The organism is Caulobacter sp. GW456-12-1-14-TSB4 (assembly GCF_059424195.1).
In genome coordinates this window covers 172,700-190,347 of sequence record NZ_JBWKZF010000001.1, presented here as the reverse complement: position 1 = coordinate 190,347, position 17,648 = coordinate 172,700, and the positions used below count along the sequence as shown (strand labels likewise).

The 17,648-nt window shown below is 67.0% G+C and carries 21 protein-coding genes; 7 read left to right on the top strand and 14 right to left on the bottom strand.

All coding sequences use genetic code 11. The annotated features are described in order from the left end of the window. Window positions 1-59: 59 nt before the first annotated feature. From AC07YH_RS00830 to AC07YH_RS00820, 3 genes are read left to right on the top strand one after another with little or no spacing between them, the layout of a single operon-like run. Window positions 60-584 carry a hemerythrin domain-containing protein gene (locus tag AC07YH_RS00830; RefSeq protein ID WP_494745116.1) on the top strand — a complete coding sequence of 175 codons (525 nt, stop codon included), beginning with the start codon at window positions 60-62 and terminating at the stop codon, window positions 582-584. 2 nt (window positions 585-586) lie between these two features. Further along, a complete protein-coding gene (locus AC07YH_RS00825; protein WP_494745115.1) occupies window positions 587-1,090 on the top strand; it encodes a low affinity iron permease family protein in 504 nt (167 codons plus the stop codon). Next, window positions 1,087-1,632: a DUF1003 domain-containing protein gene (locus AC07YH_RS00820; protein WP_494745114.1), complete on the top strand. Its 546-nt coding sequence runs from the start codon at window positions 1,087-1,089 to the stop codon at window positions 1,630-1,632. The genes AC07YH_RS00825 and AC07YH_RS00820 overlap by 4 nt, the downstream gene beginning before the upstream one ends. 16 nt (window positions 1,633-1,648) lie before the next feature. Here the strand turns inward: AC07YH_RS00820 and AC07YH_RS00815 are convergent, their stop codons facing one another. The 5 genes from AC07YH_RS00815 to AC07YH_RS00795 all read right to left on the bottom strand — a co-directional run bounded on the left by AC07YH_RS00815 (window position 1,649) and on the right by AC07YH_RS00795 (window position 4,861). Then, window positions 1,649-1,999, bottom strand: coding sequence for a response regulator (locus AC07YH_RS00815; RefSeq protein WP_494745113.1), 351 nt, complete (start codon window positions 1,997-1,999; stop codon window positions 1,649-1,651). Between the two features lie 52 nt (window positions 2,000-2,051). Continuing rightward, a complete protein-coding gene (locus AC07YH_RS00810) occupies window positions 2,052-3,515 on the bottom strand; it encodes a sensor histidine kinase (protein ID WP_494745112.1) in 1,464 nt (487 codons plus the stop codon). 7 nt (window positions 3,516-3,522) lie between these two features. Beyond that, complete coding sequence (locus AC07YH_RS00805) at window positions 3,523-4,164, bottom strand: chemotaxis protein CheX (protein WP_494745111.1); 642 nt, start codon at window positions 4,162-4,164, stop codon at window positions 3,523-3,525. A 76-nt stretch (window positions 4,165-4,240) separates the two neighbouring features. After that, window positions 4,241-4,384, bottom strand: coding sequence for a hypothetical protein (locus AC07YH_RS00800; RefSeq protein ID WP_494745110.1), 144 nt, complete (start codon window positions 4,382-4,384; stop codon window positions 4,241-4,243). A 93-nt stretch (window positions 4,385-4,477) separates the two neighbouring features. Next, on the bottom strand, window positions 4,478-4,861 hold the full coding sequence (locus AC07YH_RS00795; protein WP_494745109.1) for a response regulator transcription factor: 384 nt from the start codon (window positions 4,859-4,861) through the stop codon (window positions 4,478-4,480). Between the two features lie 140 nt (window positions 4,862-5,001). Between AC07YH_RS00795 and AC07YH_RS00790 the strand changes: the two genes are divergently transcribed. Next, the gene (locus AC07YH_RS00790; RefSeq protein ID WP_494745108.1) at window positions 5,002-5,559 is read left to right on the top strand and encodes a GAF domain-containing protein; all 558 of its coding nucleotides are present in this window, start codon (window positions 5,002-5,004) and stop codon (window positions 5,557-5,559) included. Between the two features lie 286 nt (window positions 5,560-5,845). Here the strand turns inward: AC07YH_RS00790 and AC07YH_RS00785 are convergent, their stop codons facing one another. Continuing rightward, on the bottom strand, window positions 5,846-6,433 hold the full coding sequence (locus AC07YH_RS00785; RefSeq protein WP_494745107.1) for a CC0125/CC1285 family lipoprotein: 588 nt from the start codon (window positions 6,431-6,433) through the stop codon (window positions 5,846-5,848). A 280-nt stretch (window positions 6,434-6,713) separates the two neighbouring features. Here AC07YH_RS00785 and AC07YH_RS00780 point away from each other — a divergent pair, with 280 nt between their 5' ends. Beyond that, complete coding sequence (locus tag AC07YH_RS00780; protein ID WP_494745106.1) at window positions 6,714-8,933, top strand: PAS domain S-box protein; 2,220 nt, start codon at window positions 6,714-6,716, stop codon at window positions 8,931-8,933. Window positions 8,934-9,048: 115 nt separating this feature from the next. Further along, a complete protein-coding gene (lov, locus tag AC07YH_RS00775) occupies window positions 9,049-10,119 on the top strand; it encodes a blue-light-activated histidine kinase (protein WP_494745105.1) in 1,071 nt (356 codons plus the stop codon). Window positions 10,120-10,207: 88 nt separating this feature from the next. Here lov and AC07YH_RS00770 read toward each other — a convergent pair whose 3' ends face one another. The 7 genes from AC07YH_RS00770 to AC07YH_RS00740 form a co-directional block, all read right to left on the bottom strand. Next, a complete protein-coding gene (locus AC07YH_RS00770; RefSeq protein WP_494745104.1) occupies window positions 10,208-12,145 on the bottom strand; it encodes a hybrid sensor histidine kinase/response regulator in 1,938 nt (645 codons plus the stop codon). 587 nt (window positions 12,146-12,732) lie between these two features. After that, window positions 12,733-13,341: a glutathione S-transferase family protein gene (locus AC07YH_RS00765; RefSeq protein WP_494745103.1), complete on the bottom strand. Its 609-nt coding sequence runs from the start codon at window positions 13,339-13,341 to the stop codon at window positions 12,733-12,735. Window positions 13,342-13,746: 405 nt separating this feature from the next. Beyond that, window positions 13,747-14,058: a DUF3175 domain-containing protein gene (locus tag AC07YH_RS00760; RefSeq protein ID WP_494745102.1), complete on the bottom strand. Its 312-nt coding sequence runs from the start codon at window positions 14,056-14,058 to the stop codon at window positions 13,747-13,749. Between the two features lie 18 nt (window positions 14,059-14,076). Then, window positions 14,077-15,069 carry an SDR family oxidoreductase gene (locus AC07YH_RS00755; RefSeq protein WP_494745101.1) on the bottom strand — a complete coding sequence of 331 codons (993 nt, stop codon included), beginning with the start codon at window positions 15,067-15,069 and terminating at the stop codon, window positions 14,077-14,079. Further along, a complete protein-coding gene (locus tag AC07YH_RS00750; RefSeq protein ID WP_494745100.1) occupies window positions 15,053-15,355 on the bottom strand; it encodes a hypothetical protein in 303 nt (100 codons plus the stop codon). The genes AC07YH_RS00755 and AC07YH_RS00750 overlap by 17 nt, the downstream gene beginning before the upstream one ends. Before the next feature lie 9 nt (window positions 15,356-15,364). Then, window positions 15,365-15,682, bottom strand: coding sequence for a plasmid stabilization protein (locus tag AC07YH_RS00745; protein WP_494745099.1), 318 nt, complete (start codon window positions 15,680-15,682; stop codon window positions 15,365-15,367). Between the two features lie 58 nt (window positions 15,683-15,740). Then, window positions 15,741-16,001, bottom strand: coding sequence for a hypothetical protein (locus tag AC07YH_RS00740; protein ID WP_494745098.1), 261 nt, complete (start codon window positions 15,999-16,001; stop codon window positions 15,741-15,743). On the opposite strand from AC07YH_RS00740, the gene AC07YH_RS00735 reads away from it, so the two are divergent. Beyond that, window positions 15,988-16,938: an NADP-dependent oxidoreductase gene (locus tag AC07YH_RS00735; protein WP_494745097.1), complete on the top strand. Its 951-nt coding sequence runs from the start codon at window positions 15,988-15,990 to the stop codon at window positions 16,936-16,938. The two genes, AC07YH_RS00740 and AC07YH_RS00735, sit on opposite strands and share 14 nt — an antisense overlap. Window positions 16,939-16,988: 50 nt before the next feature. Here the strand turns inward: AC07YH_RS00735 and AC07YH_RS00730 are convergent, their stop codons facing one another. Next, window positions 16,989-17,621, bottom strand: a complete 633-nt coding sequence (locus tag AC07YH_RS00730) for an extensin family protein (RefSeq protein WP_494745096.1) — start codon at window positions 17,619-17,621, stop codon at window positions 16,989-16,991. Window positions 17,622-17,648: the final 27 nt, after the last annotated feature.

Below are 17,648 nucleotides of genomic sequence, written 5' to 3'. Positions count from 1 at the left end.
CGCCGCCTCCTCGTTGCTTGCAGCGACAGTCTCCCTGGCTGTGCGAGGAGAAAAACATCATGGCCACCGCCGCCCCTAAGCTCGACGCCGTCGCCTTGCTCAAGGCTGATCATCGCAAGGTCGAGGCGCTGTTCGCCCAGTTCGAGGCCGCCAAGGGCGATGGCAAGAAAAAGGCCCTGGCCGAACAGATCTGCATGGAGCTGACCGTCCACACCAAGATCGAGGAGGACATCTTCTACCCCGCCTGCGAGGGCAAGGTGGAGGCGGACCTCTTGAAGGAGGCCTATGTCGAGCACGACGGCGCCAAGGTGCTGATCGCCGAGATCGAGGCGGGCGGCCCCGACGACGAATTCTACGACGCCAAGGTCAAGGTGCTGTCGGAAATGATCGAGCACCACGTCGAGGAAGAGGAAAGGCGCGTCGAGGGGATGTTCAGCCAAGCCCGCAAGGCGGGCCTGGACATGGACGCCCTGGGCGAGCAGATGGCCGCCGAGAAGGCTCAGTTGATCTCGACCTACAAGGCCGGCGGCTTGCCGGTCCCCGAGACGCCGACCCTGCAGAGCACGACGCTCGCGGCCCACTGACCATGGACAAGCTGTTCGCGAAGTTCGCGAACGCCACGGCCAAGGCGACGGGCAGTCCCGTCGCCTTTCTGCTGTGCGTCGCATCGGTGCTGCTCTGGGCCGTCACCGGCCCGCTCTTCAAGTTCTCCGAAACCTGGCAACTGGTGATCAACACCGGCACGACCATCATCACCTTCCTGATGGTGTTCCTCATCCAGAATACCCAAAATCGCGACGGCGCAGCCCTGCAGACCAAGCTCGACGAACTCATCCGCGCCTCCGACGCCTTGGACGAGTTCATGGGCATCGAAAAGCTGACCGACAAGGAATTGGAAGCCTTGCACGCGCGGTGCCAGAAAGACGCCGAGCGAAGCGCCAAGATCGCCGCCAAGGCCCAGGCCGAGCGCCAATCTCGCGCCGCGCCCGCGCCGCGCGGCGCGGCGGAGCCGGGCCCGAAGGCGGCAACCCGCGCCAAGCCTCGCGCCAAGGCCTCAAAGGCGGGACCTGGCAAGCGGAAGGCTTCATGACCGTCTCGGCGAAACCCGAGCTGTCATCCTCCAACGGCTTGGCCGATCACGTCGCTGAATCCGTCGAGGCGGTCGCTCAATTCCATCGCGAGCACTATCGCAACGCCTCGCCGCTGCAGCGGACCATCGACGCCCTGACGGATCGACTTGGCCGGCCCGCGGCCGTCATCGTCATGGTCATCGTTCTTGCCGGATGGTCGGGCTTGGCGGCTTGGCGCGGCGGCGGACGCGTCGATCAACCGTCCTTCGCGTGGCTGGAGCTGGCCGCCACCATCGCGGCCTTGGTCGTCTCGATCCTGATCCTCGTCACCCAGAGACGGGAGGATCAACTGGCCGATCGCCGCGCCCAGCTGACCCTGGAGCTGGCGCTGCTCGCCGACCGGAAAAGCGCCAAGATCATCGAACTGCTGGAAGCCTTACGCCGTGACCAGCCCGAGGTCGCTGACCGCATCGACGCCGAATCCGAAGCGATGGCCCAGCCTACCGACCCGCAAGCCGTCGTGGCGTCGATCGACGAGCACGACGAAAAATCCCCAGACTAGGCGAGCGCGTGGCCGTCTAGGCGGCCATTTTGGTCTTGAACGCGTTGGCGATGGCTCGCTCGTTGACGGGCTTGCCGAAGACTTCTCCGGTCCTGGCCAGCCGATCTTCGGCGTCGGGCTGAACGGTGATGAAGATCACCGGGATCCAGCCATGCGCCCGATGGATCGCCGCCACCGCGGCCGGGCCGGTGCCGGTCGCCAAACCGACGTCGGCGGTGATGAAAGCGGGTCGTTTCTGTCTTGCCGCGTCGATGGCCTCATCCTGCGTCGCCACGATGATGCTGGACGTGGCGCCGTTTTCCTCAAGCAGCAGCTGAAGGTTCATGGCGATCAGCGGATCATCTTCGATAATAAGAACGTGGACCATGTCGCTACCGCCTTTGACCGGACCATAACCCGCCGATGGTCTGAATGTTCAATTAATTCGCGGGCATCGTAAAAATAAAGCGCACGGTTTTCTGTGTCGAAGTCGCTCTTAATACTCCGCCATGGGCCTTAGCGATCTCAGAGGAGATAAACAAACCCAGGCCCAATCCTTGTTTATTGGGCGTGACGTCGCCCCGCGAGAAGGGCTGGAACAGTCTTTCAAGCGTTGCTGCCGCAATGTCGTCGCCCGGGTTACTTACCGAGAGCTCGAACTCGCCGTTGCGATGTGTCGCCAACACGACAATGGGTCCGTCCTTCGCGCCGTGGGTCAGGGCGTTGCCTAGGAGGTTGGAGAACAGTTGAGCCAGGCGGGTGATGTCGCAGGCGATCGGATCGGGCAGCGCCCAGGTGGTCTGGATCTCGCGATCGGGCCAGGTTGAGCGCAATTCGGCCACGACCTGTTCGAGGACTGGCTCGATCCGTTCGGGACGCAGGCGCAGGGCAATGCCCCCGCCCAAGCGCCCGCGCGCGAAATCCAGAACATTGTCGATCAGGCTCGCCATGCGCAGCACCGACTGCTGCATCATCGTGCTGATCGTGCGGGCGCGCTCGTTGGCCGGGTCGCGCAGTAGGATGCGAATGCCTGAATCGATGGAGGCCAGGGGATTTCTCAGATCGTGCCCGAGCACGGCGATGAACTGTTCTCGCAGCTCCGATACGCGACGCTCGTCCAGCAGGGAGGCGGAGGTGTCGTCATTAAGCTGTCGCAAGGCCGCATCGGTGGCGTGGCGCTCGCTGACGTCGCGTAGGATGACGCTCGCATAGGCCTGGGTCTGGCTCTGCCACCGCGAGGCCGACGCCTCCAGATAGCTGGTCGAGCCGTCGGGGCGGCGCACGATCAGTTCCGTGCGCTCGTCCTCCCCGCGCCCACCAATGGCGTTGCGCCAGACTTGCTCCCACGCCTGGCCGTCCTCGAACAGCGACGTGACGCTGGCGCCCACCAGACTGACAGCCTCGACGCCAAACTGACGTCCGGCCGCAGCGTTGACGTGCTGGACAATACCCGTCTCGTCCACGGTGAGGATGCCGTCGCGGGCGTTGTCGACGACGGCGGCGTAGCGGGCGTTCTGGCGCTCGCGCAACACGCGCTCGCGTTCGGCGGCCACGGTCACGTCGGTGATCTGCACGAAGATGAGCGCAAAGGGGGGCTCGCCGACCGGGCCGACGACGATGTCATGCAGCATGGGCCGGTCGGCGCGCGTGCGAAGCGGCAGCAGGCCAGGGTGCAGGGCGTGGCTCAGCAGGCGCGAGGCGCCGTTCTGCGCCGCCTCCCGCGCCGCGCGATCAAGCTTTGAGAGATCCGCGCCGGGGAAGAGTTCGCTCAGCGTGTGACCAAGCGCGTGCGCCTCGCTCAGGCCGGTGGCGCCTGCTAGCCAGGCGTTCCAGACGGCCACGCGACGCTCGCGGTCGAGGGCCAGCACGCCGACGTTCAAGCTGTTGAGGAGATCGCGATGCATCGCCCGATCAGACCTGGGCCGGCGCGCCGGTCGCGCGGTCAATGAACTCTCCGATCAGCGCCTTCAGCGCCATCAGCGAGGGCATGTCCATCAGGAACACGATGTAGCCGCCGAGCGCGCGACGCCGCACCGAAAAGTCGATGTAGAGCAGCAGCACGACTTCTGTCTCCGCGGCGGGCGACAGCCCCAAGAGCTCGGCCCCATGGCCGCGCACCACGTCGGGCAGGGACATCTTCAGCGTCCGCTCGAGCATGTTGGCCATGGTCGCCAGACAGGCGTTCAGCACAACATTGCCCGTTTCGGCCAAGGCCTCGTGCTCGAGTTCGGCGATATCTTCCAGCGACAGGTCCGCGCCCGCCACGGCGCGCACCAATTCAAGACTCTTGGCCTCGGGGAAGATCAGCAGGGCCCGGCCGCTGATATCGCCCTCAAAGCGCTGGTGCACGGCGATCAGGCGGTGGGGATCGCGAGCGGCGAGAAGCGCGGCGGCCTGGGCGCGGGTGACGAGCGCCAAATTCGGCACCGTCAGGTGGACTTGCTCCCCGACCATCGCGGCCAGTCCCGCGGCCGCGCGGCCCACGCCCATATTGACCAGTTCGACCAGGGCGTCGTGCTCGAGCGCGTCGAGCAGATCGTCGATCGGCGTCATTGGGTCGATGTCGCCAAGGCCGTGAGCGACGGCCGCGCTGCCAGGGCGTCTGGGCTCAACCGGCCGGTCCGCGCGCTTAGGTGGTCGCGGCGGTTTGGGCCATGGCCGGCAGCCGGAGAATCGTGCGCGGGCGCGGGAAAGCCGCTGGGCTGGCGATGGCGCGTTGCGGCGCCAGGGGGGCGCGGCGCGACCGGACGGTCACGACGGTAAAGGTGTGCATGGGGGGTGGTTCCATGATCCGGCCGCCACGATGGCGCTCCAGGATCGGGAGAAGAAGCCTTGGGCCGCCCGACGGTTCCGACATCGACCTGCGTCACGCGGGCCGAGACCTCAACCGCAGGGCCGCCCCGGAGATGAAGCCGCGCAGAGTGTCCGGCGTCGCGGGCTTGGCCACGAAGGTCACGTCGATGGCGCGCGCGGCGCTGATGATCTCGTCCTGGACATTGGCCGTGGCCAGGGCGAGCGGCATTTTCGGAAACTGTTCGCGCAAGGTTTCGGCCAGCGCCAGACCGTTTTGTCCCGGCATGTTGTAGTCGAGCACGGCCAGATCGATCGCCTCCTGATCGATCTTGGCCAGCGCTTCGACCGCATCGGCGGCCTCGAGCACGGTCCAGTCCGGCTGCAGGGCGCAGATGGCCTTGCGCAGGACAATGCGCGCAAGCTTGCTGTCGTCGATCAACAGCGCCGTTACCGTCATTTGAGGACTCTTCGCGGCTCAAGCGCCTAGCCCTGCAACCATAGACATCTGGAACGCGATGGCAACAAAGCGCGGACTTCGGCTTTCTTTCCGTGGCGCTTCCAGCGTTGCTGGGCGGGCATTCAGCGATGGGTCAAGACATGGGCATTGGCGCGGCAATCGAGCTAGAGGACGCGCTTGGCGCCGTACGCGCAGCGCATCAAGCCCCGCGCGAAGTCGTGCTGCCCTTGCGCGCGAAGCTCGAAGAGCTGCTGCTGACCGCCGAAATCGCATCGGGCGGGGGCATGGTCGCCTCGGTGCTGCTCGTGGATGAAACGGGCGAGCGCCTACGACATGGCGCGGCGCCGAACCTGCCGGTGGGCTATTGTGAGGCTATCGATGGCATCTTAATCGGCCCGGGCGTCGGATCCTGCGGCACGGCGGCGTTCCTGGGCCACCCCGTCTATGTGACCGACGTAGAGCGCGACCCTCTGTGGGCCGACTTTCGCCATCTGGCGCTGCGCCACGGTCTGAGGGCCTGCTGGTCCAGGCCGCTCTTCGACGCGGGCGGCGCGGTCCTCGGCACGTTCGCGGTCTATCACCACACGCCGCGCAGCCCAACGCCGACGGAGTTGGACGCTATCGGCGTCATCGCCAGCGCCGTCGAGAGCGCGATCGTCGAGCACGCTGTCTCCCTCGGTTCTGGCCTCTTGCCTTGAGCCTATCCGCGATAGGATTGCCGTGGGTGACAGCGCCGAACTGGAGGCCGGCTCACCCATCGCGAGCCGATATCCGCCCTGTACGATTGAAGGGCGTGCAAAGGATCGACCCCCCAGCATCCCGGACGGCCCTCGAACCCTGACGCTCGCCAACGAAGCAAGCCGTGGCGCGCGCCTTCGATGACGCCCAGACGGAAGAGGTCGCCGCCAACACCGTCGGGGCGGCGCCGCCTTGCAAGGCGACCCGACCCGCCAAGCTGCGCGACGCCCTCGACGCCGCGTCCTGTCAGGATGGCCGCTGGATGTTGGGCCCCAGGCTCGAAAGAATTTCCCGGGCGTCGTAGGCGCGCGGGTCGCCGGCAGGCTTTGCTCCCTTGTGCAGGACGATCTCCGCGGAGGCCTCGAACTTCTCGACCGTTCGCACCCGAGCGCGATCAGCAAAGAACGGATCGCCCCAGAACGGATCCCAGCTGCGCCAGCCGCCATAGCGAGGGCCATAGTAGCGCCAAGCCGGGCGCCAGGAGCCGTAGCCCGCCCCATAGCCGAAGCCTGGCCGCATGAACGGGTCCTGTTCGATCGTGGTGCGCGCATCGCGGTCGGTTCGCCGGTCGGCGGTCTCGAACCAGTCAAAGCCTTGCTGAGTCGTCAGCTCGGCCGAGCGATAGAGCAGGTAGCGCTCGACGGTTTCTCGCGACGTCAGGCTGTTGCCCGCGAAGGTCACCCGGTATCGATCCGGCTCCAGGCGCAGATCCGAAAACCCGCCCGAGGCGGCCTGGCCACGAACATTGGGCTGGTAGGGCGTGGCGGTGGCGCAGGCTGTCAGGCCGGCGGCAAGAACGAGCATGGCCGCCACAGCGGCGCGTCTGATCGTCATGATTTTGCTCCTTCGAGTCTATACCGCAAGATACGCGCCAGGGACTGGCCTGGATGCCAAAATCCTCAGGAAAATTATAGTGTTAGGTTGCCGACAGTTTATGCCCGCCTCGCGTGGCGGAGACCGTGACGGAGGGCGCGCCGGTTTCCTGTCCGGTTCTGTCGCGAGCGTGCGGCGACTTTCTTGAGCCCGCCGGGGGCAGATCGTCGACCCGAGTGACAGCAAGCCTTGCAAGGCGCTACGGTCGTCGTCATCGGTCTCCGGTCAGCTTAAGGTTCGCGTGGCGTCCTCCTTTCTTCCAAACCGCGATGATCTGGGCCGCATCGTCGCAACGACTGCAGGCTACGCGGCGCTGGGCGTTCTTGGGCTTGGGTGGGGCGTCTATCGCGGAGCGGGAACGGCGGTTTGGCCCGCCTCGGGCTTTGCCTTCGCCGTCCTCCTGGTCGGCGGCGTCAGGCTTTGGCCGGCTATTTTCCTGGGTCGGCTGCTGACGGCGATCCTCGTCTCGAGCGCCCCGCCGTGGTGGGGAGATCTCCTGGTCGCGGCGGCCTCGGCCCTGAGCACCGCCGCACCGGTCGCCTGGCTCAAGCATCGCTCACGCTTCGATCTTCGCCTCGTCGCCGTCTACGATATCGTCGCCCTGCTCGCGGCGGGGGCGGCGGGCGCGCTTCTCTCTGCCCTCACGGGCCTCCTGGTTCTCTGGCTAAGCGGCGCGGCGCCCTCGAGCATGCCCGTGGCGTTCGCCGCCTGGTGTCTTGGTTATACGAGCGGCGTGATCATTGTCGCGCCACTGATCCTGGCTTGGCGACGCGCCACCCAAGCCTCGCCGCGCGAGACGCTCGGCTTGGCGGCGAGCCTCGTCCTCCTCGCCGCCTTCAGCGTTGTGGTGCTGTTTGGCCTGACCCCCTTTCACCTGCGAACCTGGCATCTTTTCCCGGTCCTGGCGGCGATCGCCATCATCTTCAGCCTGCGCGGCGTGACGCTGGCGCTGCTGATCGTCTCCATCCTGGCCTTGGCCAGCGCGACCTCCGGCGTGGGTCCGCTTTCGGAAATCTATACCGGATTGGCGGCGCGCGCCCTCTACGCCCAGCAGTTCATCGCCGTCACCGGCGGCACGCTGATCCTGCTGGCGGCCGCCACGGACGAAAGCCGCGCCAAGACCATCATCGCCAACGCCCGCGCCGCGAAGGCGGCGGTGCTCGACGCGGCCTTGGACGCGATCGTCACCATGTCAGGCGATGGAAAGGTCGTCGATTGGAACGATCAGGCCGAGGTGATGTTCGGCTACACCGCGGCCGAAGCCATCGGCCAGGACCTAGCCGAGCTGATCGTGCCGGAAAGTTTGCGCCAGGCCCATCGCGATGGTCTGGCGCGCTATCTGGCCCAGGGGCGTGGGTCCATTCTGGGCCGGCGGCTGGAGTTGCAGGCCATCCGCGCCAACGGAACGACCTTTCCCGTGGAGCTGGCCATCAATGTCGTGCGGCTGGACGACGCGCCGTTGTTTACCGCCTACCTTCGGGACCAGACCGAAAAGCTCGCCGCCGCGGCCAGACTCAGGGTTCAGGACCAGCGGCTGCGGGCGACCTACGCCCATGCGCCGATCGGCATCGCCGAGGTCGACGCGGAGGGCCGCTTCCTCGCCGTCAATGCGCAGCTTTGCGAGATCTGTGGCCGAACCGCCCCATCCCTGATCGGGGTGAAGTTCTGGGACATCACCCACGAAGACGACCACGAGGCCGAACGTTACCTCTTCGCGCGGCAGATGCGCGGTGAACTCGATCACTACAGCCTGGAAAAGCGCTATGTGCGCCCGGATGGCGCGGTCGGCTGGGTGGAGCTTCGAGCGTCCCGTGTCGACGCCGCCGACGACGCGCCCGCCTATGGCATCCGGGTGCTGCGTGACATCACCCAGGAGCGACGCTTGGCCGAACAGCAGCAAGTGCTGATCAACGAGCTGAACCATCGGGTGAAGAACACGCTGGCGACCGTGCAGTCGGTGACGTTCCAGACCCTGCGCAACGCCGGCGTGACGGGCGCGGCCCAGCACGACATCGAAAGCCGCCTGGTGGCCCTGTCGCGCGCCCATGACGTCCTGACGCGCGAAAACTGGGATGGGGCGAACCTTGGGGAGATCATCGACGTCGCGGTCAAGGCCTACGCGCCTGCTGGCGCGCGCCTGAGCGTGCGCGGACCCGAGGTGCGGCTGGCGCCGCAAACGGCGCTGAGCTTGGCGATGGCTCTTCAGGAACTTGCCACCAACGCCACCAAATACGGCGCCTGGGCCAATGACGAGGGCGTGGTGGACATCGTCTGGGGAGACGCCGGCGGCGTCCTCGACCTGAGCTGGCGCGAACGCGGCGGGCCACCTGTCGTCACCCCGACCCGGCGCGGCTTTGGGACCCGATTGCTCCAGCGCAGCCTGGCCGCCGAGCTTGGCGGTGCCTGTACGATCACCTTCGCGCCCGAAGGGGTCGTTTGCCAGATCACCGCCGCGCTTTGAGCCTTTGGCCTGCGTGGCGCACGTAGGAAAGCACGCCCGAGGACATCCTGGGCCTTGAGGTGCAACGGCTTTTGGCGGCCGGCGTTGGGTTGATCCGAATCCATGTGAGCATCCCATGAGTGACGTCGTCCTGCCGGCCCCCGGCCTCCACGGCGATGAGCCGGCCGCCTCGACCGCGAAGGGTCGCGCCGACCGCAAGGAATTGGCGTTCGTCGCCGTCGAGCGCACGCGCATGCCGATGGTGATCACCGACGCGCAGGCCCCCGACAATCCGATCGTCCTGGCCAATAACGCCTTCCTCGAACTGACCGGCTATGACGCCGATGAAGTCTTGGGCCGCAACTGCCGCTTCCTGCAGGGCCCGGAGACGGCCTCGGGGGCGATCGCTGAAATTCGCACCGCGGTGGCGGCGCAGCAGGAGTGCACCGTCGAACTCCTCAACTACCGCAAGGACGGCACGTCGTTCTGGAACCGCCTGCACCTTAGCCCCGTCCACGCTGACGATGGGCAACTCCTCTACTTCTTCGCCTCGCAGCTGGACGTCACCGAACGCCGACGCGCGCAATCCCTGCAGATCGTCGAGCACCGGCTCCTGCGAGAAGTCGATCACCGGGCGATGAACGCCCTGGCGATCGTCCAGGGCATCGTGCGCCTGAGCCGCGCCGACGATCCGGCGCGGTATGCCTCAGCGATCCAGAACCGTGTCCAGGCGCTCGCCACCGCCCACGCCCTGCTCGGGCGCGAGGGATGGCGCGACATCCTGCTTGAGGACCTGCTGAAGGCGCTGGTGGGGCCCGCCGGGCACAGGGTGACCTTGATGGGCCCGCCGTTCCAGGTCGCCGCGACCCTCGTCCAGCCCCTGGCGCTCGTGCTGCACGAGATGATCGCCAACGCCTGGCGCCACGGCGCCCTGTCGCAGGGCGCAGGACATGTGAGCGTCACGTGGCACCACGGCGGCGACACTGGTTTGGTGCTGTCCTGGGTCGAGACCGGCGGTCCCGAACCGGCCATCAGTCGTCCCCCCGGCTTTGGCGCGACCATGATCGACGCCATCATCGAGCGGCAACTTCGCGGCCAGGCCCAGATGCATTGGCGGTCCGAGGGTCTGGCGGCCCAGTTCACGCTCCCGCACAACGCCGCCGTCGAACCGTTCGAACTCTCTTCGGCGGGCGATCCCCGGCCGTGAGAACAATAGGGGTCGGGCACGCCTTGCCCGACCCTCGGGCGCGGCGCTGGCAGCGCCTTGCCCGCCGTGCGGAGCTGTTGTCGCGTCCTTAGGCTGGATCTTGTCGTAGGGCCGCGAGCAGGCCTTCGATGGAGTAGGGTTTGTGAAGCAGGGCAAAGCCGTGATTGCCCTTCTCCGCCAGGACGTGGCTGTAGCCGCTCGTCAGGATGATCTCCAGGTCGGGCCACAGGGCGCGGACCTGCTGGGCCAGCTCGATGCCGCTCATCCCCGGCATGACGACGTCCGAGAACAGGAGGTCGTAATCGCCCGCGCCCGCCTTCAGGATCGCGAGCGCCTTTGAGGCGTCGCCGACCCAAGTGACGGTCTGGCCAAGCTCGGTCAGAAGCCCCGCCGCAAATCGGCCCACGCCTTCATTGTCCTCGACCAAAAGGATGCGACGCGCCGGCAGGGTTTGCGGCGCCGGCGACGGAGCGGGAAGGGCGCTCTGCGTCGGCGCCTTGGCGCGCGGCAGATAGAGCGTGAAGGTCGTTCCGACCCCTTCCTGGCTCTCGGCGGCGATCTCGCCGTGGGACTGCTTGGCAAAGCCATAGACTTGGCTAAGGCCCAGGCCCGTGCCCTTGTCCACGGCCTTGGTGGTGAAGAACGGCTCGAAGATGCGCTGCAGGGTTTGCGGCGACATGCCCACGCCCGTATCGGCGATGCTCAGGGCCACGAAAGCGCCGCTGGCGGCGGCGTGGCCGCGCACCGGCGGCACCTGGTCGACCGACGACACCGACACCCGGATCGCGCCGCCCCTGGGCATGGCGTCGCGGGCGTTGATGATGACGTTGAGGACGGCCGTCTCGAACTGACTGGGGTCGGCCTCGATCCAGAAGGGCTCGTCTGGCAGCGACATCTGGACATCGACGACCGCGCCGACGGTGGTGGCGATCATCTGCTCCAGGCCGCGAAGACGCGCCCCGGCGTCAAAGACTTCGGGCTGCAGCGGCTGGCGGCGCGCGAACGCGAGCAATTGGCCGGTCAGGACGGCGGCCCGGTTGGCGGTCTCGGCGATGGCCTGGACATAACGCGTGCGCTTGTCCTCGCTCAGCCCCGGGCGCATCAGGAAGTCCGCCGAGGCCCGGATGACCGTCAGAAGGTTGTTGAAGTCGTGGGCGACCCCGCCGGTCAGTCGGCCAATGGCCTCTAGCTTCTGGGCCTGGTTGAGCGCCTCGCGGCTGCGTTCCAGCTCTTCCTGGGCCGCGCGCTTTTCAGTGATGTCGCGCGTGACCTTGGCAAAGCCGATTTGCTCGCCCGCGTCGTCGAAGATCGGATCCAGCAGGACGTGCGCCCAGAAAACCTCGCCGTTCTTGCGGACCCGTTGGGCTTCACCCTCGAACTTGCCGGTGGCGAGCGCCGTGGCCAGGGCGCGATCCGGCTCACCCCTTTCCCGGTCCTCGGGCGTGTAGAAGGTGGAGAAGTGGCGGCCGATGATCTCGTCGGCGCGGTAGCCCTTTATCGCCTCTGCGCCGGCGTTCCAGCTGGAGACCAGACCGTCCTTGTCGAGCCGATAGATGGCGTAGTCGCGCACCCCTTGCACCAGCAGGCGAAATTGCTGCTCGCTCTCGAACCGAGCCTGTTCCGCCGCCCGTTTGTCCGAGACGTCGCGTGTGATCTTGGCAAAGCCGATGATCGCGCCATCCTCGCCCACGATAGGATCGATGACGACGTGGGTCCAGAACCGCGAGCCATCCTTGCGCACCCGCCAGCCCTCGGCCTCGAACCGGCCTTCGGACGTGGCGGTCTCGAGCGCGCGCCCCGGCAGATCGATGGCGCGATCCTCGTCGGTGTAGAACTTGGAGAAATGCTGGCCGATGATCTCGTCGGCCGTGTAGCCCTTGAACCGTTCCGCGCCGGGATTCCAGCTGGCGACATAGCCGAGTGGATCGAGCAGATAGATCGCGTAATCCTTGACCGCTTGGATGAGCAACTCGAAGCGCTCGGCGTGCGCCAGGTCGGTCAGGGCTTTGGGACGAATGGCCTTCACCTGCAAGCTCCACGGGCCTTGGACGGGGGTCCGGCAGCGTAGGCGCGATAGCCCCGTAGGCGGTGACGCTATTTGGCGGATTGGCTGGGCCGGTTCAAGGGTTCTCATACGTGACAACCCCACGCGAAGGCGCTGCGCTTTCGGACGGGAGGCGTTGGACGCCTCAAATCGGGTCGCCAATGAGCGTCGACTTGATCGTGAACTCCGAACGCGGCTCGGCGTTTGCACGGAATGACACACCAAACATTCGATACCCCGCTTAGCGCCGAACTCGTCGACGGCGAAGTCGTGCTGACAGGTCCTGATGGTTTAAGTGGTTCCCTGACCCTGGACGCCGCCAGGAAGACCCTTGAGCACTTGCAGCGCGCTTTGGCGCCTGACGACGAACCGGCGCAAACCTATCAGAAGCCGCTCGGTTAGGCTCCGACGCCTGGCGTCTGCGCCGTGTATGCTGAAGCCGAAGGGAGCGTTTTTTAGCCTCCCTGGCGCGCGCCGACGGCCCGATTGGATTTCGGTGGAAGCGTCAGAGGTCACGGGTCTTGCCGCCGCTGGGGCCGCGCGACGGACGAGGTCGTCGTGCGCCCGCCTTACAAGGGACGGGCTGGCCGGTGCTCGGTGCTGACCATGGAATAACGCGCCGAAAAGCCCGAAAACCATTCGCTCAGGGCTGGGCGAGCCCGACGCCATTCGCGGTCGGGCCAACGAAAATCAAGGTAGCCCAGCAGGACGCCCACCGAGATTTCGCCAACGGTGCAGATCTCAGGATCCAGGCGTTCGGCGTCCACCGCCGCGAGCGCGGCGGCCAGAGCCAGACGCTGGCGTTCCATGACCCCGTCAGATCGCTCGTTTCGGGGTCTGTGCTCATCGGCGAAAAGACGGCCGGCGGCGGCGGATGCGCCGTCCGCCAAGCCTTGGAGGCGCAAGGCGCGCCAGCGGCCAGGGCCGGCCGGCGGGATGAGACGGCGCTCGGGGCCGAGCGCGTCGAAATAATCGCAGATCACCGCGGACTCGTAGAGGCATTCGCCCTGGTCCAGCACAAGGGTCGGGACCTTGGCGAGGGGATTGAGCGCCCGCAGGCGCGTGTTGGTCCAGGGATCGACTTCGATCAGGTCCAGCCCGCTTGTCAGCCCCAACTCCTCGGCGGCGACGCGCACCTTTCGCGCGAACGGCGAGGTTGAGGCGTACCAAAGCTGCATGGCGCTCCTCCGATCGTGACCTTGGCGACCGTACCTTTAGCCTTGGATTTCGTCGACGTCAGCGCCCCGGTCCAAGACCTTGGCGCTGCGCCGGCGAAGCTGAGGCGACCCTCGATCCCAACGCGCACGGAGCAGCCGGACTCGCCCCGGGGTGCGTGCGGCATCGACACCGGTCCGCTGCCTCTTACGCCAGGACGCTGTTAGTCGGCGCCGTTGCCAGGGTCATCCGCGGTCGGGTCGCTGGTCGCGTCCGTCTTTCGCGTCGAGTCCTGGGCGGGATGGGGTGGCGCTTCCAGGCCAGCGGGATGGGGTTCCTTTGGTTTGGGCTGATCGGTCGTGTTTGTCTCGGGCATGACGTTCTCCTGGAAGCGGACAATAAAACGCGCCGTGGCCAGACCCGCGCGCTCAGCCGGGCTTGCGATGGAACTGCTGGCGAAGCTCGGCCTTGGCTTCGTTCAGCTTATGCTTGCGCTCGGCCGAGAGGTTCTTGCCGGCGCGGTTGATGTAGAAGGTCAGCATCGACATCGCCGACTGGAACGGCGAGGCCTTGCGGCGGTGGCTGTGCTCGGCCGAGCGCTTTAGCGACGCGGCGATCTTGGCCGGGTCGTCCTGTTCGAAGACGTGCGCCTTCAGGTTTAGCGCATCGCTGGTCTCGGTGACCTCGGCCGACCATTTGCGGCCTCCATCCTTCTTGGCCTTCTTGGCCTTCTTGGCCATCACACATCTCCTTCGGGTCTAGGGTCCGCCGCGACCGCCGACGGCAGCGAAAACCTGGCCGGTCGAGTAGCTGGCTTCCGGCGAGGCCAGCAGGACGTAGATGCCCGCAAGTTCGGCCGGCTGGCCCGGACGACCCATCGGACTGTCGGCGCCGAACTGGGGAAGCTTGTCGGCGGGCTGGCCGCCGGTGACCTGCAGCGGCGTCCAGAAGGGCCCCGGAGCCACGGCGTTGACCCGGATCCCCTTGGGGGCGAGCTGCTTGGCCAGCCCCTTGCTGAAGATCATGATCGCGCCCTTGGTCGAGGCGTAGTCCAGCAGGTTTTCGCTGGGATCGTAGGCGTTGACCGAGGCGGTGTTGATGATCGCCGAGCCAGGCTTCAGGTGCGGGACCGCCGCCTTGGTGATCCAGAACATCGCGTAGACATTGGTCTTGTAGGTCTCGTCGAACTCGGCGGTCGTGATGTCGAGGATCGAGTCGCGCGAAAACTGCCGGGCAGCGTTGTTGACCAGGATGTCGAGGCCGCCCAACTCGCCCACGGCCCGCTCGACCAACTGCTGGCAGAAGGCCTCGTCCTTGATGTCGCCGGGGATCAGCACCGCCTTGCGCCCGGCCTCGCGGATCAGCTTGGCCACCTCCTGGGCGTCAGGCTCCTCGGCCGGCAGATAGTTGATGGCCACGTCCGCGCCCTCGCGGGCAAAAGCGATGGCGGCGGCCCGGCCAATGCCGCTGTCGCCCCCCGTGAGCAGCGCCTTGCGCCCCTGGAGGCGGCCCGAGCCCTTGTAGCTGGTCTCGCCGTGATCGGGCCTGGGGTCCATCTTGCTGGTCAGGCCCGGCCAGGGTTGTTGCTGCTTGGGAAAGGGCGGTCTTGGATAGGCCGTGGTCGGATCGGGCGGCGGAGCCATGGGCTTTGCTTTCTGGCTTTGGGCCGCCGCGGGGGCGGCGACGGCGAGGCCGCCGGTGGCGGCGGCGGCGAGGATCAGGCGGCGGTCCTTGTCAGGCGGCTTGGTCATCGTGGTGTTCCGGCAGGAGGGGGGGAAGCGACAGGGGTGTGACGGGCGTGAGGCGTGAGGCGCTCATTTCGTGTTCGAGCAGCGACGCGCCATCGATCCAGCGACCGACCCTGCGGCCTAAGCGGTCATGCACCTGCACCTCGCTGGGGCCGGGATGCAGGGCAGACAGGCGGCGCGCCTGGCGCTCGGCCTCGCCACCGGTCTTGAAGAACAGCACCTCGCCGGTGTCGCAGATCTTGACGCACCAGCCGCCGTCGAACGGCGCGACGTGGAAAACGCAGGTCATGACGCCCTCCTAGTGGTGGGCGTGGTGTTCGGCGTTACGCTTGCGCGTGGCGGCGGCCTTCTTGGCCGAGGCGGACCGCTCGGCCGCGCTGCGCGAGGCCGAGGCCTTGCCGCCCTTTTCGCCGCCCTTGTGCGCGGCGGGATGGCCGGTCGACTTGCCGCGACCCGAGCCGGATTTCTTGCCGCCGCCGTCGTCCTTGTTGACGGTGGCCCAGGCCCGGCTTTCGGCCTCCTTGGTCGAGACCCCCTTGTCCTTGTAGGACTCGGCGATGTGGTCGGCCTTGCGTTCCTGCTTGTCGGTATAGCTGGACCTGTCTCCGCGCGGCATGGCGCAACTCCCTGATGATAGCGTCCGGGCGGCGCCGCGCGTCGCCTGGCTGGCGTCGTCAAAACGTGCTGCGGCCAGCGCGGTTTCGCGCAGGCGCGCGAACCGCGGTCGTGACCGGGGCGCATTTTCGGCAGAACGCTTTGCGACCTGATCGGTCGGCCGGATCGAATTGGCCGCAGGCGCGGCGCGCGGGGGCCGCGAAGCGTAGGCTTTTACCGCCGCCGGCGATCTTGAAGGACCTCTCGCGCATCGACGGATCGTCTGCGGCGTTCGGCGGTTTTGAGTTGATCTCGGAGACCGCGAAGATGAGCGACGACATGGAAAATAGGGCCGTGCGCCTTAACCGCTTTGGCGAGCGGGACGTCCTGAGTGTCGAAACGATCGACATTCCCCAGCCTAAGGACGATGAGGTCCTGGTCCGTGTGGCGGCCGCCAGCGCCAACCCAGTCGATTTCAAGATCCGCCAGGGCAAGTATCCAGCCGTCAAGGAGGGGGATCTGCCAGTGACGCTGGGCCGTGACCTTGCCGGGGTCATCGAGGCCGTCGGCACGCGGGCCCACTATATGCTGAGCAAGGGCGATGCGGTCTTCGCGTTCATCGGCCAGGATCGCGGCGCCCAGGCCCGCTTCGTGGTGGTCAAGGCCGTCGAGCTGGCCGCCGCGCCCACCACCGTAGATCTCGTCCACGCCGCCGGCGTTCCCTTGGCGGCGATCACCGCGTGGCAAGGGCTGTTCGACCACGGTGGGCTGCAGGCCGGGCAAAAGGTCCTGATCCATGGCGGGGCCGGCGGCGTCGGGCATCTGGCCATCCAGCTCGCCAAGGCCAAGGGCGCGACGGTGATCACCACTTGCGGGGAAGATGACCTCGACTTCGTCCGCGAACTCGGAGCCGACACCGCCATCGACTACAAGAACCAGCGCTTCGAGGACGTGACCGGCGACGTCGACATGGTCTTCGACCTCATCGCGGGCGAGACCCAGGACCGCTCCTGGTCGGTTCTGCGCGAAGGCGGGATCATGGTCTCGACCTTGCAGGAACCGGACAAGGCCAAGGCCGCCGCCCACAAAGCGCGTTCAGCCCCGCGCTACACCGCCCAGCCCAACGCCGCCCAGCTGAAGGAGGTCGCCGACCTGATCGACGCCGGCAAGGTCAAGGTCGTGGTGTCCGAAACCTATCCGCTCGAAGAGGTCGCCACGGCCCACGCGCGCCTGGAGGACGCGCACGTCCGCGGCAAGATCGTGCTGACGATCGCCTAAGACCAAATGGGGAAAGGACTTGAGCTTGGTCCCTCCGGCCCCGCAGGGTCCTAGCTGCAAAGCCCGCCGGGGCCGACCTCCAGGTGCAGGTGGTTGGCGTGGGCGGCGTTGTAGTCTGGCGACAGCGTCACCCCGAACACCCGGCAGGCATCGTCGCGAACGCGGCGCAGGAACGCCGCCTCGGGCCCCTGGCCGCGCCAATCCCGCTCCACCGTGATCCGTCGGCCATTGGCAAGCCTAAAGCCCGCTACGTCGATGGCTTGCGCACGCGCATGGGCGCTGGGGCGACCGGTGACGGGATCGCCAACCCCGCGACAGGCATAGACGCCAAGATGGTCGATCTGCCGGACCTCCGCGCCCAGCAATTCCCGCGCGGCCGGCTCGACCGATTGTCGTCTCCACAGCGCCACGGCGGCGGCCAGATCACAGGCCATCATCGGGCGCGCGGGCGACAAGGGCGGGTCAATCCTGGGCGCGGCGTCGATCAGCGCGCCGGCCCCAGTGACCACGCAATAGGTGTCCTCGGTCCGGTCGGCCACGGGCCGGAACGTCAGGCCCGCGGCCGCCAGCCAGGCCGCGCAGGCGTGCGGCGTGTCGAGCGTGTTCAGCAAGCGCCCACGCGTCGAGCCGTCGATGGGCTCGGCGATGGAGACGGGGCGGCGATCGAAGCCAAGATCGGACAACGGTTGGCATCCGGCGCACGCCAGCGC

Excerpts from the sequence above, each read along its gene's own strand:
- AC07YH_RS00750 (WP_494745100.1), bottom strand. The coding sequence starts at position 15,355 with ATGACCTGCGTTTTCCACGTCGCGCCGTTCGACGGCGGCTGGTGCGTC.
- AC07YH_RS00795 (WP_494745109.1), bottom strand. The coding sequence starts at position 4,861 with ATGACGGTAACGGCGCTGTTGATCGACGACAGCAAGCTTGCGCGCATT.
- AC07YH_RS00760 (WP_494745102.1), bottom strand. The coding sequence starts at position 14,058 with ATGGCCAAGAAGGCCAAGAAGGCCAAGAAGGATGGAGGCCGCAAATGG.
- AC07YH_RS00805 (WP_494745111.1), bottom strand. The coding sequence starts at position 4,164 with ATGACGCCGATCGACGATCTGCTCGACGCGCTCGAGCACGACGCCCTG.
- AC07YH_RS00800 (WP_494745110.1), bottom strand. The coding sequence starts at position 4,384 with ATGCACACCTTTACCGTCGTGACCGTCCGGTCGCGCCGCGCCCCCCTG.
- AC07YH_RS00790 (WP_494745108.1), top strand. The coding sequence starts at position 5,002 with ATGGGCATTGGCGCGGCAATCGAGCTAGAGGACGCGCTTGGCGCCGTA.
- AC07YH_RS00740 (WP_494745098.1), bottom strand. The coding sequence starts at position 16,001 with ATGTCGTCGCTCATCTTCGCGGTCTCCGAGATCAACTCAAAACCGCCG.
- AC07YH_RS00745 (WP_494745099.1), bottom strand. The coding sequence starts at position 15,682 with ATGCCGCGCGGAGACAGGTCCAGCTATACCGACAAGCAGGAACGCAAG.
- lov (WP_494745105.1), top strand. The coding sequence starts at position 9,049 with ATGAGTGACGTCGTCCTGCCGGCCCCCGGCCTCCACGGCGATGAGCCG.
- AC07YH_RS00825 (WP_494745115.1), top strand. The coding sequence starts at position 587 with ATGGACAAGCTGTTCGCGAAGTTCGCGAACGCCACGGCCAAGGCGACG.
- AC07YH_RS00735 (WP_494745097.1), top strand. The coding sequence starts at position 15,988 with ATGAGCGACGACATGGAAAATAGGGCCGTGCGCCTTAACCGCTTTGGC.
- AC07YH_RS00765 (WP_494745103.1), bottom strand. The coding sequence starts at position 13,341 with ATGCAGCTTTGGTACGCCTCAACCTCGCCGTTCGCGCGAAAGGTGCGC.
- AC07YH_RS00830 (WP_494745116.1), top strand. The coding sequence starts at position 60 with ATGGCCACCGCCGCCCCTAAGCTCGACGCCGTCGCCTTGCTCAAGGCT.
- AC07YH_RS00820 (WP_494745114.1), top strand. The coding sequence starts at position 1,087 with ATGACCGTCTCGGCGAAACCCGAGCTGTCATCCTCCAACGGCTTGGCC.
- AC07YH_RS00810 (WP_494745112.1), bottom strand. The coding sequence starts at position 3,515 with ATGCATCGCGATCTCCTCAACAGCTTGAACGTCGGCGTGCTGGCCCTC.
- AC07YH_RS00755 (WP_494745101.1), bottom strand. The coding sequence starts at position 15,069 with ATGACCAAGCCGCCTGACAAGGACCGCCGCCTGATCCTCGCCGCCGCC.
- AC07YH_RS00785 (WP_494745107.1), bottom strand. The coding sequence starts at position 6,433 with ATGACGATCAGACGCGCCGCTGTGGCGGCCATGCTCGTTCTTGCCGCC.
- AC07YH_RS00815 (WP_494745113.1), bottom strand. The coding sequence starts at position 1,999 with ATGGTCCACGTTCTTATTATCGAAGATGATCCGCTGATCGCCATGAAC.